The 13,696-nt window shown below is 55.6% G+C and carries 13 protein-coding genes; 12 read left to right on the top strand and 1 reads right to left on the bottom strand.

Going from position 1 to position 13,696, the window contains the following annotated elements; translation table 11 throughout:
* Positions 1-122: 122 nt before the first annotated feature.
* The 9 genes from rfbF to WJU23_RS17775 all read left to right on the top strand — a co-directional run bounded on the left by rfbF (position 123) and on the right by WJU23_RS17775 (position 9,760).
* Positions 123-896, top strand: coding sequence for a glucose-1-phosphate cytidylyltransferase (gene rfbF, locus WJU23_RS17735; RefSeq protein WP_346333945.1), 774 nt, complete (start codon positions 123-125; stop codon positions 894-896).
* Positions 896-1,999, top strand: a complete 1,104-nt coding sequence (gene rfbG / locus WJU23_RS17740; RefSeq protein WP_346334060.1) for a CDP-glucose 4,6-dehydratase — start codon at positions 896-898, stop codon at positions 1,997-1,999. The genes rfbF and rfbG overlap by 1 nt, the downstream gene beginning before the upstream one ends.
* A gap of 14 nt (positions 2,000-2,013) precedes the next feature.
* Positions 2,014-3,243 (top strand): class I SAM-dependent methyltransferase, encoded by a 1,230-nt coding sequence (locus WJU23_RS17745; protein ID WP_346333946.1) that lies wholly within the window; start codon positions 2,014-2,016, stop codon positions 3,241-3,243.
* A gap of 185 nt (positions 3,244-3,428) precedes the next feature.
* Complete coding sequence (locus WJU23_RS17750) at positions 3,429-3,965, top strand: dTDP-4-dehydrorhamnose 3,5-epimerase family protein (RefSeq protein WP_346333947.1); 537 nt, start codon at positions 3,429-3,431, stop codon at positions 3,963-3,965.
* A complete protein-coding gene (locus WJU23_RS17755) occupies positions 3,962-4,834 on the top strand; it encodes an NAD(P)-dependent oxidoreductase (RefSeq protein ID WP_346333948.1) in 873 nt (290 codons plus the stop codon). The genes WJU23_RS17750 and WJU23_RS17755 overlap by 4 nt, the downstream gene beginning before the upstream one ends.
* 125 nt (positions 4,835-4,959) lie before the next feature.
* Positions 4,960-5,706: a CmcI family methyltransferase gene (locus WJU23_RS17760; protein ID WP_346333949.1), complete on the top strand. Its 747-nt coding sequence runs from the start codon at positions 4,960-4,962 to the stop codon at positions 5,704-5,706.
* Positions 5,707-5,745: 39 nt separating this feature from the next.
* Entirely contained in the window at positions 5,746-6,981 is a 1,236-nt protein-coding gene (locus WJU23_RS17765) for a glycosyltransferase family A protein (protein WP_346333950.1), read from the top strand.
* A 122-nt stretch (positions 6,982-7,103) separates the two neighbouring features.
* Positions 7,104-8,192, top strand: a complete 1,089-nt coding sequence (locus tag WJU23_RS17770) for a TIGR00180 family glycosyltransferase (protein ID WP_346333951.1) — start codon at positions 7,104-7,106, stop codon at positions 8,190-8,192.
* A 134-nt stretch (positions 8,193-8,326) separates the two neighbouring features.
* Positions 8,327-9,760 carry an oligosaccharide flippase family protein gene (locus tag WJU23_RS17775; protein WP_346333952.1) on the top strand — a complete coding sequence of 478 codons (1,434 nt, stop codon included), beginning with the start codon at positions 8,327-8,329 and terminating at the stop codon, positions 9,758-9,760.
* 6 nt (positions 9,761-9,766) lie between these two features.
* On the opposite strand, the gene WJU23_RS17780 is transcribed toward WJU23_RS17775, so the two are convergent.
* Positions 9,767-11,056 (bottom strand): glycosyltransferase, encoded by a 1,290-nt coding sequence (locus tag WJU23_RS17780; RefSeq protein WP_346333953.1) that lies wholly within the window; start codon positions 11,054-11,056, stop codon positions 9,767-9,769.
* Between the two features lie 638 nt (positions 11,057-11,694).
* Between WJU23_RS17780 and WJU23_RS17785 the strand changes: the two genes are divergently transcribed.
* The 3 genes from WJU23_RS17785 to WJU23_RS17795 all read left to right on the top strand — a co-directional run bounded on the left by WJU23_RS17785 (position 11,695) and on the right by WJU23_RS17795 (position 13,589).
* Entirely contained in the window at positions 11,695-11,871 is a 177-nt protein-coding gene (locus WJU23_RS17785) for a hypothetical protein (protein WP_346333954.1), read from the top strand.
* Between the two features lies 1 nt (position 11,872).
* Positions 11,873-12,169, top strand: a complete 297-nt coding sequence (locus tag WJU23_RS17790) for an ISAs1 family transposase (RefSeq protein ID WP_346333955.1) — start codon at positions 11,873-11,875, stop codon at positions 12,167-12,169.
* Positions 12,170-12,248: 79 nt separating this feature from the next.
* A complete protein-coding gene (locus tag WJU23_RS17795) occupies positions 12,249-13,589 on the top strand; it encodes a PQQ-binding-like beta-propeller repeat protein (protein WP_346333956.1) in 1,341 nt (446 codons plus the stop codon).
* The last annotated feature ends 107 nt before the right edge of the window (positions 13,590-13,696 follow it).

Consider the following 13,696-nt stretch of genomic DNA (forward strand, 5'->3'; position numbering starts at 1 on the left):
CGGGACTTGATCATAAAACATTTGATCCTATCGAAGAAACTTTGGATCAAACCCGCAATGGATAATCCGGCCACATGCCCGGGGTATTCCGTCCGCGTCTCAACTGTTCATTTAAAAAATTCATGAAAGTTATTATACTATGTGGTGGCCTAGGCACCCGGCTGCGCGAAGAAACGGAGTATCGTCCAAAACCCATGGTGCCCGTTGGAGGGCAGCCCATTTTATGGCACATCATGAAGTCCTATGCTCATCATGGATTTCGTGATTTCGTGCTTTGCCTTGGATATAAGGGTGAAGTCATCAAAGACTATTTCCGCAATTACCTTTGGAACCGCAGTGATGTGACGCTCAAATTAGGGCACAATCCGCAGATTACATATCATAATACTCACCAAGAAGAAGACTGGACCGTGACCCTGCTGGAAACAGGGCTTGCCACCCAGACCGGAGGGCGTCTTTTGCGCGCCATGAATCATGTCGGGGATGAAGATGTGCTGTTCACCTATGGTGACGGCCTCACAAACATGAATATCCGTCAGTCAGTTGATTTTCATTACGCTCAGCACGGCATGGTCACCATGTCGGCCGTTCGTCCAGCGGGTCGCTTTGGCGAGCTTGGCATTAACGGAACGACCATCATGTCATTTCAAGAAAAGCCACTGCAGGAAGATGGCTTTATTAACGGCGGTTACATGGTTCTGAACCAAAGCGTGCGTAATTATTTGACCGGCGATGAGTGCATTTTCGAGCGTGAGCCGCTGCAAAGCCTGGCTGCAGCAGGCAAATTAAACGCCTATAAGCACGAAGGTTACTGGCAGTGCATGGATACTTATCGTGAATTTGAAATTTTGAACAAGCTTTGGGATGCCCGCGAGGCCCCCTGGAAGGTCTGGTGATGTTTGGAGGAATATACAGAAACAAGAAAGTTCTTGTCACGGGTCATACCGGCTTTAAAGGCGGCTGGTTGAGCTTGTGGTTGCATCAGCTGGGCGCAGAGGTCAGCGGCTTTTCCCTCCCCCCCCCTGCAGAGGATACTTTGTTTCACATCCTGCCCCCAAACTGTTTCACCAGATCAATTTTCGACGATCTCCGGGATGAGCATGCCATTAACAAGGCCGTGGCGGAAAGTAATGCGGACGTCATATTCCATTTGGCCGCGCAGCCCATCGTCGGGACTTCATATCGCGAACCCATCAGTACATTTACCACCAATGCTCTCGGCACTGCGCTGCTGCTGGAAGCAGTCAGGAAGGCTGGCAGCTCTGCGGCCATCGTGGTGGTGACGAGTGACAAGTGCTACCTCAATGACAATAGCGGCAGGCCGTTCATCGAAACGGATGCGCTGGGCGGCCATGATGTTTATTCGATGAGCAAAGCCGCGACAGAAATGGTGGTTACAGCATGGCATTCCTCCTTTTTTTCCAAGCAGGCCAAGCTAGGCCCGCTCGCCACCGCAAGGGCTGGGAATGTGATTGGCGGTGGAGATTATGCGGAGGACCGCATCATTCCTGATGCCGTGCGGGCCTTTGAATACAATCAGCCGCTGGTGCTACGCCGACCACAGGCCACGCGGCCCTGGCAGCATGTGTTGGAATCGCTCAGCGGTTATCTGGCGTTAGGCCAGCGAATTCTCTCGGAACCGGATTGCTTGCAGCTTATGAACTTTAATTTCGGCCCTGAACATGAAGCCGAACGGAGTGTGCAAGATCTGATGAACGCCTGGCTGAAAGGCTGGCCCGGAGCTTTCGATCTGCAAATCATGCCCGAACCCACTTATGGCGAAGCAACTCGCTTGAGTTTAAACCACAGCAAGGCAAAGGAGCAGCTTGGCTGGTTGCCAGTCTGGGACTTTTACGACACCGTCAGCCAGACGACCGCCTGGTATCGCCAGCGGCATGAAAACAAATCCAGCCCTGCGGACATGCTGGCCTTTACTCATCAACAAATCGCTCTCTATTGTGACGCAGCCCGCAGTAAGGGGGCCGCCTGGACAGCCTAGCTCCATACTATCGCGTGGAAAATCTACATTGCCGCTCCTGTAACTCTCCCGGGCTTTTGCCCGTTATTGACCTTGGCTCCCAACCATTGGCCAACAATTTGCTAAACCCTGAGGATCTGGGAAAACCGGAGCCTCGATTCCCCCTGAAGGTCAATGTATGCACCAGCTGCTGGCTCATGCAAATTTCCGATACCGTCCCGCCAGTGGACCTGTTCAGCGATTACGTTTACTTCTCCTCTTTTTCGGATCACATGCTGCAGCATGCTCGCGAAGCCTCCTTACGATACATCTCTGAAAAGTCTTTGAGTTCTGGCAGCTTTGTAGTGGAGGTGGCCAGTAATGACGGGTATCTGCTCAGAAATTTTGTGGAAGCCGGAGTTCCCTGCCTTGGCTTTGAGCCGGCGGCCAACATCGCCAAAGTAGCACGTGAAAACGGTGTAGAAACTCACTGTAGCTTTTTTGGCTTGGAGTCAGCCTCTGCCCTCAGCGCTGACCGCGGCAGAGCGGATTTGATTTTGGGTAACAATGTTTTTGCTCATGTACCAGCTCCCAACGACTTTGTGGCCGGTCTTAAAGAGCTGCTCAAGCCTGCTGGCTGGATCGTTCTGGAGTTTCCATATGGAGTGGACATGATTGACAAGGTGGAGTTTGACACCATTTACCATGAACATGTTTTTTACTTCACCCTGACTCCGCTGCTCCCGCTTTTCGCACGTCATGGACTTGAAATCTTCCATGTCGAACGCCTGGCCATTCACGGCGGATCATTGCGCCTGTTCGCCTGCCATCACGGTCAGGAACAGATCCGCCCCAGTGTCAGCTCGCTGTTGAAGGAAGAGGCTGGCCATGGTGTCGGCACAACAGGCTATTACCAGGAGTTCAGCAACCGGGCTGCAAAGGTGAAGGCAGAACTTACCGCCTTTCTCGAAGAACAGCAGGCCGCAGGCAAACGCGTGGCCGCATATGGAGCCTCCGCCAAGGGCAGCACCCTCCTTAACTATGTGGGGGAAGCCGCCAGGACGATCGAGTTCATCGCTGACCGCAGCACATACAAGCATGGCAAGCTGAGTCCTGGTGTGCATGCACCGATCTTGCCAGCCGAAGAGCTTGCAGCCAAATTTCCAGATTATGCGCTGCTGCTGGCATGGAACTTTGCCACTGAAATCGTCTCTCAACAGAGTGTCTATATTACCCAAGGCGGTAAATTTGCAGTTCCACTACCAAAGTTAAAATTAATTCCTTAGGGATGCAATTTCTAGAGACCTCACTTCCCGGAGTTTTGAAGATTATGCGATCTCCTCAAATTGATAAACGTGGTTCGCTAAGCTGGACTTATTGTGCATATCGTCTTATTCCTTTGCACTGGTCTCTACAGGCTGACTCCTTGTCATCTTCAGTGCGCATTTGAAGGTTCTTGATCCGTTGTGTCATGAAATTCACCTCTGCCAGACTGCCAGGCGTTTTCCATATCAGTCTCCAGCCCCAGGAAGACCACCGAGGCTATCTGCTCCGAACCTACTGTGAGGACACCTTCGCCGCCCACGGCCTGAACACCTGCTGGAAGCAATGCAACCAGACGCTCACCCACGAATTGGGTGCGGTGAGAGGAATGCACTGGCAGACCGAGCCTCATGCCGAAATCAAACTCGTGCGTTGCCTGTCCGGGCGTGTCTGGGACGTCGTGGTGGACATCCGCCGGGATTCGCCCACATTTGGCCAATGGGAGGCCTTTGAGCTGTGCGCGGAAAATCCATCCGCCCTGTATATCCCTGCCGGTTACGCCCATGGCTTTCAATGTCTACTTCCTTCCAGCATTCTCTTTTACATGATGTCCGCACCCTATATGCCCGAGTACGCCCGGGGTCTTCGGTGGGATGATCCATTGGTCGCTATTCCTTGGCCGCTTCCTGCCTCCGGCATCTCGGCTCGGGATATGGAGCAACCTCAACTCTCCGATCTCAAGTGAAAATCCTAGTGACGGGGGCCAATGGTTTTATCGGCAGATCCTTTTGCCAGAAAGCCTCGGCAGATGGGAACGAGGTGCTGGGTATGGTGCGCAGCCCATCCGGCCTTCCGCATCCTGAGGTCCTGGGCAGCCTAGAAGCGCCCCCCTGGAAACAGATCGAAGCGTTTGCGCCGGATGCCGTGGTCCATCTGGCTTGGACAGCCACCCCAGGAGTGTATCTAAACTCGCCTGAAAACCCGGTCTTCCTGGGGCAGAGCAAATTATTTCTCAACCGTTGCCTTACGATGGGCGTCCGGCACATCGCAGCGGCAGGCACCTGCATTGAATACGCCTCTGACTCCGGCCCGCTTGATGAGATGCAGTCACGATTGTCTGCAGCTTTCCCTTATTCAAAGGCCAAGACGGAGTTGTTCCACTGGCTTAAAGACAGCATGGCGGGCACTGGGAACCCCTGGACTTGGTTCAGGATATTCTATCCCTATGGTCCAGGGGAGCATAGCAACCGGCTTCCAAGCTTCATCACCCGGCAACTCCTCGCCGGGCAGCCAATTCAGTTGCTTACTCCAGACAGCATCAAGGATTATATATTCATTGATGACCTAACAGCCGCCATGTGCCGCGCCCTGGAGCAGGGTTTCACCGGCCCCCTCAATCTTGGCACCGGTCGGGGCGTCAGGCTCCGGGACCTCGCGTACGAGGTGGCCAGGGTCGTCGACGCAGACCCATCACTAGTCGGGGACGCCGTGCCCACTGCCCGGGATCCATGGCCAGTGATGGTAGCTGGCCAGGCAGGTTTGGATCGCCTCGCATGGACACCCCGCACATCCCTCTCCGAAGGTCTCTCCAGGCTCGCTCACAAACTCCAGTGACCGGCATGATTCTGTTCCAGCAATGATGTCAAAAAGCAGTTGTGCACAACTTTGGCAAAGCCATAGTGAAACGGCTTTCACTCAAGCCGGGGCATCTTATAAGTCAGCCATCTCCCGAATATTCTATGTCTAGCGCAGATCCAGTCAGCCAGTTTTTTTCCGAGCGTGAAGCCGATATTGACCGCATGGGACAGGATTCCGAATTCGGCCGGAAATCGCTGGAGTGGATGCTGCATGCCGACCATTATAAATACAATTACAACTTCACGTGGATGGGCAGGCCGGTCATTAAGTTTCCGGGGGACATGATCGTCCAGCAGGAGTTGATGTGGAAGTTGAAACCTGACTTGGTCATCGAAACCGGAATCGCCCATGGCGGCTCGCTGGTCTTTTCGGCCTCCATGATGGAAATGATGGGTTACGAAGGGGAAGTGGTGGGCATCGACATTGACATACGACCTCACAATCGGGAAGCCCTTGAGGCGCATCCCTTGATGAAGCGCATCACGATGTATGAAGGCAGCTCCGTCGATACCAAAATCGTCGAAAAAGTCCGCCAACACACGGTCGGGAAGAGGTGCGTGATGGTCATTCTGGACTCCTTGCATAGTCATGAGCATGTATACCAGGAGCTGCGGGCCTATGGTGAAATGGTCACCTTGGGTTCCTACTGCCTGGTGACGGATACCTATGTGGAGTTTTTCCCCAAGGGCCACTTTTCCCACAACCGGCCGTGGGATGTGGGTAACAACCCCTACACGGGCATGAAGCAGTATCTGTCCGAGACAGACCTTTTCACCACCGACCCGGTCCCGGATCGTAAAGCGGTCATCACGGAAAACACCGAAGGCTACCTCTTGAGAATTAAATAACAAACCCTGGTGACTATCAACGAAGAAAAGCCACGTCCGTTGTTTTCAGTCGTAATTCCTTCCCGGACGAGGGGGGATACACTACCCTTCACCATCGAATCATGCCTGAATCAGAGCCAGTCCGGCACGTTTGAGTGGGAGGTCCTGGTTTTTGACAATGCCAGCGAGGACGACACGGCAACGAAAATCGCGCTGTTCAACCACCCCCGGATCCGGTATGAAAAAATCGGCACACCTTTATGCATGGCGGATTCATGGGAAACCGCCATCGGCCTGGCGCGGGGCGAATATATCGTCCTGGTGGGCGCGGATGATGCCCTGCTGCCCGGCTGCCTGGCCACGCTGGAGGTGATCCTGCGACAACACCCTGGACAGGTGGTGAGCTGGGCCACCGCCGGTTACCACTGGCCTTCGAGCGGCGAGGTGCAGAAGCGCAACATCCTTCAGATCCCCCTTGGGCAAACCCTGCGGAGGCTGAATTCTGCCTCGGTGTTGAAAGCTGTCCTGCAGTTTCGCATCGGCTATGAGATGCTGCCAACTTTTTATAACAGTTGCATCCCCCGGACGCTGATCGAAGAGGCCCGCCGGGCCACGGGACGGGCCATCCATGCCAGCGCGCCGGACATCAGCAGCGGCATGATGTTTGCCAGCCTGACCAAAAGTTACCTTTATTTGAACTTCCCCTTGTCCGTCGCCGCGACCTCCGGTGCCAGTAACGGTGCCTCCATCCTTAAAATGCGCGATGTCGGCATCACCGCTGAGACGAAGGCCGCCCGCGAGTTTTTAGAGTTGAGCGCCAAGGCGCAGATGAGCTTTCATGAAAGCCTGCCCCAGGTCCCCCTGCTGGCGGTGCAGATTGCGGATGCCTTCATCCGGGCCTGGTCCTCGCTCGGCCGGGACCCCGTCGGCAAGGTCAACATGAAGGCGTTCAAACAAAACTGTTACGCTGAACTGGGTTACTCCAGCGAGCCAGTGAAGAGCGAATGGGCAGGCATCCTGGCAAGCTACTTCAAGCAAACCACGCCTGTCGAAATTGCTCCGGCGGGGAAGCAGCATCTGCGGCTGGGTTACAATATAAAGAGACAGGTCATGCATCTCGATATGTCTAACTGGGGCATTAAGGATGCCTGCCAGGCCGCAGCTTTCAGTGACAAGCTGGTTAATCCCCTGGCCATCGTAGGGGATCTGGAAGCCATGCCCCCCGCACGCTTGAGTTTAGGGAGGAAGATTAAACGGGTGACTAGGCTCTTGTGGGATGGAGAAGGTGAGAGTTAATTTCCAGTCCTGATGAACTGTTGCAGAATCAAAATGGCTGATTTAAATATAATCAGATTTGTATGCTTGTTGAGCCTGCCTGACATGCGCCATTAGCTTGGTCAGCACGGTTATTCCCAGTCATGTCGTCCTCCCCCTTATCGAGTAAGTTGACATTGGTCGTTCCGACACGGAACCGGCCGGGCATGTTGGACCGTCTTTTGAAATACTGGGAGATGAGCATGCCGCCACTGCCCATCATCGTGGCTGACTCCAGTGAAGCCAGTCCCATGGCGGTCAACAAGGCCCTATGCGCTGAAACGAAAAAGCATGACATCAGTCATCATGCCTTCGACGGTGAAATTGCCTTCATCGAAAAGGTAGCCCGTGCTGTCGAGCTGGTTCGCACCCCATACATGTTCCTTTGTGCAGATGATGATTTTCTGCTACCCAGCCCGTTGGCTGAGTTTCTAGCCAATCTGGAGGCCGCCCCCGACATCGTCTGCGTTCAGGGGCTCTCCGTATTTTTTCGGCCAGCCATCTCGGTCGGCTACAATGACCGGCTGCTGCTGGATGTGCATAGCGGCTACCGGCTCGACCAGTCGACGGCGACAGAGCGGCTAAATGCTCATCTGGGACATTACCGGGCGCTCATTTACAGCCTGCGCCGGACGTCTGAATTCCTGGAGGATGTGCGGCTGGTGGTCCCGCTTCAGGATCAGTTGATGCTCATGGAATTGGCACTCGGCTCCCTGGATGCAATCCGGGGTAAGATTAGCCGGCCTGAGAAGGTGATGACAATGATCGAAAGCCATCCCGGCGGAGCCTATCACAAACACAAGAAAGTGACCTACTGGAACCAGGTCATTTTTGCCCCCGATTTCTCCCATTGGCTGGGCATCTACATCCAGATCATCGCCTCACAGTTGGAGCGTTTTTCAGGGCTGCGTGGTGAGGCCGCCGAGGAGGAGGTGCGCCGCTCTCTCGTTGCCTTCAGCCAGGAGCACTTCACCATGCGCGCCCCCAAAATAGATAACAAGGCGAAGTTTTTCAATCTGCCTGTCGTGGGTCCCGTGATAAAGAAAGCCTGGTTGAAGGCGGCCAAACTGTATGACTACTGCCGCTTGATGAACAAGCACGGTCAGGCCCTCAAGGCGGAGGATTTCAGGGACTTGATCAAATATCTTGAGAAGCACATTGGCTACGCGCCTGACAAGTCCATCATCCGCTGATGGCACTGGCGCGGGCTAGCGCCGTGCCAGGGCAGAATCACTCTTCAACATCTTCGGCCATCTCTGATTCCTCCCATCTCAAAAACCGGATTTTTTCAGCTTCCGCGCTGAGCCTGCTGGATCAATGCGTCAAGGTGGCGACTGCCCTGGTGGTGTCTCCCTTCATCATCAACGGGCTGGGATTTAACAACTACGGAGCCTGGCTGCTGGCTACTTCCTTTGCAGGGTATCTGGAGTTTCTGGACCTGGGCTTCAGCACCGCCGCCGTGCGATCCTATTCCCGGGCGATCGGGACCAACAATACAGGCCAGCTCAGGGGGCTTTTTGAGTTCCTGCAGAAACATTACCTCCGCCTTGGTGTAGCGGTGATCGGACTTGGCGGCCTGCTGCTATTGGGAGCCCTGTCTTTCAACCCAGGGCTGGCGGTTCCCAGTGTCACGTTGATGACGGCGCTTTTGATCGTGTTGAACGGGATCGTGTTTTCGTTTAGGGCGCGGGCAACCTTGTTAAAAGCCCGGCTGGAATATGGCAAGATCATCGGGACCGGACTGGCGCGGCTGCTTGTGTTTACCGGTGTCGTCGTCTGGTGGGGGGAGGAGGGAGTCACTTTGTGGAAGCTCATCGGGCTCCAAGTGATGCTTCAAATTCTGGAGCAGGTGGCGGTCTATTTCTGGGCCGGACCGCTGGTTCCCAAGGCCAGCGGCGCGGAATTTTCCAAGCAGGACCGTTCCATTTTTTTAAGTTTCGCCAAAGACGTGGCTTTGTCAGGGGTGACCACCGCTCTGCGCCATCGCATTGATGTCCAGTTGCTCGGCTGGTATGTCTCCATGGCCAGCATCTCGCATTATTCGATTGGGTCCCGCCTGCCCTCGTTGTTTTTTGACATGGTGAACTCCGTTTTCGGGGGGCATCTTATGGCTGGCTTTACCCAAATGGTGGCGACGAACGATCCCGCACGGGTGCAGAACGCCTTATTTCGCATGCTGCGATTAAGCGGGGTCGCCGCAGTCACGGGAGGCACTGGCATCTGCGTTTTCGGCCCTGTGTTTATCGAGTGCTGGCTGGGAACCCATCTGGCGGCCACGACACCTGTGCTTCAGATGCTGACGCTCGGGGCTGCCGTCACCGCCCTACACTACCCAGTCATCTCCTTTCTTGGGGCCATCAATGCCTGGGGGACAGTTGTCCGAATGTCCGTGATTTCGGCCGCACTCAACTTCATTTGCAGTTGGATCCTGGTTCAGCAGATGGGGACCATGGGCGTGGTATGGGGCACTTTCGGAGAGCAACTCGCTTGGAGTCTTTTGCTCTGGCCGGTGATGATCGCCAAAGAAACCGACATCCCGCTATGGAAGTATGTTCGTGTCGTGTTTTTCGAAAGTGCGCTGCCTCTGACTTTGACGACCGTGCCCCTGTGCTTGGCATTGCGACATTGGATGCAGCCAGACAGTTTCCTGGACCTGGCTCTATGCACCTCGGTGGTCGGCGTCCATGCGGCCGCCGCTTGCTGCGTTCTGGATGTGGAAACCCGTGATCTGGTCATGCGCAAGCTGGGGATCCGAAAATAGGAAGATCTACCGGACGGCCCGCACCTGCTGCTGCAGACCCTCCAGAATCTCAAACAGCGGCTGGTTGACGCGGTCGATCTGGTAGCTGGCCATCTTTTCCTTCACGCTGGCGGGCAACCCCCAGGTGCCCAACTCCCATTGCTGGAGGAAATCCTCCAGGACACCGGCAATCTGCGCGGCATCAGTCTGGTCCGCAACAGGCAGCCCGCAGTCTTTTAGCACGCGGGAGACAGCGCTGGCAGGTTCAGTAATGCCCAGAACGGGCTTTTGAAAGGCGAAGTATTCGATCAGTTTTGAGGGAAGGAAAATGCCCTCGCACCCTAAGGTGTCAATCATCACCGGGAGATCGCATTCATCAAGAAGGCGGTGACATTCCGACAGAGACACGGAGGGCTCAAATGATACCAAGCCTGCCAGTCCAAGGCTTTGGGCCATTCCTCGATAATTTTCGTTCTCGCCACCTAACAGAGTCAGGCTCAGTCGTCCTTCTAGAGAACGCTTATTGTGCAGCACCCGCAGCGCTTTAAACAAAGTCTCTGGAGTGCGCTGGCCTGGATAAAAAGCCCCGGCGTGGAGTAGGCGCAGGGGACCGGAACTTGGGCCATGGATGGGATTTGGTGCAGACACTTCCTTAGCGTAGCCGTGAGGAATGATATTGATCTTTTTTTGCCACGCCTCGGGATACTGGCGCATGACAACATCGGCGGTTTTTTGGGTTACAAAGACCACTTTGTCGGCATCCCGAAGGATTCTTCTCTCAAAAATTTTGGCCAAGCATCTGGCAAGTGGAGCCTTCAAATGCATGCTCCAAGGGTCGCTGAAGTGGGCGACCCAAGGCAGGCCGGTGGTACGTTTCAATCGCCAGCCGCAGACGTTGCTGACGTGCTTCTGCGCACGGGAATAGATGATGGAAGGATTTTCAGCCAGATGCCGCCGCCCCCTCCGGTATGACGAAGGCAACCACATCATGTAGCTCTCCGGCAGAAATGTTCGCTCCATGGCCTGCAAGGCCACACCACCAACTCTGGGAAACTTGGCTTTGAACCAAGCGTCATAGCTGACAGTGCGCAAGACCTTGATCGCCGAGGGCAGTGCATCCAACAACGCGCTGTCGTATTGCTGCTTGGTGTGTTTGAATTCGTGAGACGAAGTCAGAACTGTAACTTGGAAGCCTGCCCGGTGCAAGGACACCGCGTTGAGATACACCAGATAAGATTCCGGCCCGACCACAGGGGGGAAATTATGCGAAACGAGCAGCACCTGCGGATTTTGTCGCCAAGTTGGGTGGGAAATCATGGGTGGTATGTGGGAAGTGTGCAAGGTTCGTGCGTGAACCGTGATTCTTCAAAAAGAGCGGAGAATGCGGTCATGCATCTCCTTTCTCCACAGACATCATGAAATCAGGACATGCAAAGTTTATTCTGCAACGGATCCGATCAGGGTTTTGAGGTGCTGTAGATTTTTTGGCCAGGGGCAAAACCAAAAGCACCTACGCGCTCCATGAGTCAAAAAACCATACTCAATGGCTCCTGACAATTGAACTAACTTCGCGGATGAACCGAAAGAGTTGAGGTCGTGTCAAGGGATTGAGGTGGACCCCATCTTTCGGCCAGGTTTCTGGGGCAGCAGCCCTGCGCGCAGAAGAGTAACGAGTAAAACGTCCTGCCGCCATTGCTTGCCAGCCTGGAACTCAAAGTTGCCGTGGTGAGCATTGATGCCGTGGCCGGGCATCCCGAAGTGGCCCGCACCCTGCATGAGGCGCAGGCCGATTACATCCTGGCCTTGAAGAAGAACGAGAAAACAACCTTTACCATGGTGGCCACCTACTTCCGGGGCTTGAGCGGGCAGGACGGACGGCTGCCTGCCCTCTGGTCACCTGCGTCCCGCTGCATCCCGGCGAGGACGTGCCCATCAGCGGGCCGGCGGAGGTCTCCGTGCACCGCACCTCAGAACTCAGCCACGGGCGCTACGAGGAGCGTGAGGTGCTGGCCTGTGCGGTCAATAATAAGTGGTTCCCAAAGAACTTCCTGTGGTATGGACTGCGCAGCGCGTTATACGTCATCCGCCGCAGCATGCGTCTAGGGCACGATGGGGAGAACTCCGACCCATGAGGTGCATTACTACCTGAGCAGCTTGCCGCCGGATGCCGCGAAGCTCGGCGGCCACATCCGGGCGCACTGGGCCATCGAGAACCAGTGCCACCATGTCCTGGACACCACCTTCCGCGAGGATGAGAGCCAGATGCGGGATGTGCCAGCTGCGCACAACCTGAGCCTGATGCGGAAGTTTGCAATGAAACTGCTCATGGACCACTCGCTGAAAGGCAGCCTGCGATCCAAACGCCAGAGGGCCGTCTTGTCCCCAGAATTTCGCTCTCAATTGATCCAAGCTTTGTTTCCCCATTTTTAATGCGTAAGCCCTGGACCTGCACACCTGCTGCCGAAACATCTCGACAACTCGCCCCGTTATCATTCTCTTACACTGACGCATGAAACTGACCTACTTCCTCGCCCTGACTCTCGCGGCCTCCTTTGCCAATGCTGAAAACTGGCCCAACTGGCGCGGGCCGGCCATGGACGGCTCCAGCCCAGAGAAAAACTTTCCCGCCAAATTCAGCAAAACCGAAGGGGTCAAATGGTCCGTGGATGTTCCGGCCATCTCCGCCTCCGTGCCGGTGGTCTGGGGGGACAAGGTCTTCCTGACCGCGCCCATCGTGGACAAGCAGCAGCTGGTCGGTCTTTGCTATGATGCCAAAACCGGCAAGGAACTCTGGCGCAAGGTCGTCTCCGAAGGCGGTCTGCAGTGGGATAACAAGAGCAACCTGGCCAGCCCCTCCCCCGTCACCGATGGCGAGCGCGTCATCTTCCTCTTTGCCGATGCCGTTGCCGCCAGTTTTGATCTGGCTGGTAACCTCCAGTGGAAGCGCGACTTCAAAGAAACTCACGGTGCCTTCGCCACCCAGTGGACCTACGGCAGCAGCCCCATGCTGGACGGTGGCAAGCTCTACATCCAGGTCCTCCAGCGGGATGAACCCTTCGAATTCCAGGGTTTCCCCAAAGGTACCCCTGGCAAGGACATGACCAGCTACATCCTCGCCGTGGACCCCGCCACGGGCAAGGATGTCTGGAAGCAGCTCCGCAAAACCCCGGCCGAGGTCGAGTCCCTGGAAGCCTTCAGCTCCCCTGTCTTTGCCGACCATGACGGCAAGCGCATCATGCTCATCTCCGGCGGTGACACCCTGACCCTGCACGATGCCGCCACCGGCAGCGAATACGCCCGCCTCACCACCTGGAACCTGGCCGGGGAAGGGTATAACAAATTCTTCCGTCTTGTCCCGTCCCCAGTTGTTGGCGAAGGTATCGCCCTCGTCTGCGCCCCGAAAAATTCCCCTGTCTTCGCCATGCCTCTGGACAGCAAAGGCAACGAAATCAAACCCCTCTGGGCCAGCGATCCCAAAGAAGTCACCACCGACGTCTCTACTCCCGCGTTTTATGAAGGCAGCTTCTACGTCCTGGACAGCGGCCGCCGCACGGTCAGCCGCGTGGAACCAAAGACCGGTAAGGTCATCTGGACGGGCGAAACGGGCAGCAAAGCCAAGTTTGAAAGCAGCCCCACTGTGGTGGACGGCAAAATCTACATGACCAACTTCTGGGGCGACGTTTACGTGGTCAAAGCCGGTGGCGACAAGTTTGAGCTTCTGAGCGTCAACGAAATGGGCAACGGCAGCAAACCCAACGGCGACGCCGCAAGCTGCCGCAGCAGCATTGCCGCCGCCAACGGCTGCCTCTTCATTCGCACCCAGGACAAGCTGTACTGCGTTGGCCAGTAAATCTGTTTAGCCGGGCAGGGAAGGGGAAGTGTTTCGGGTCCTTCTCACACACTCCTTACAACCCTCTTACCCGGCCCTGACCCAACCTGCCTGCACAACCGCCAGGG

The sequence above is a fragment of the Prosthecobacter sp. SYSU 5D2 genome, from assembly GCF_039655865.1.
Lineage (GTDB): Bacteria > Verrucomicrobiota > Verrucomicrobiia > Verrucomicrobiales > Verrucomicrobiaceae > Prosthecobacter.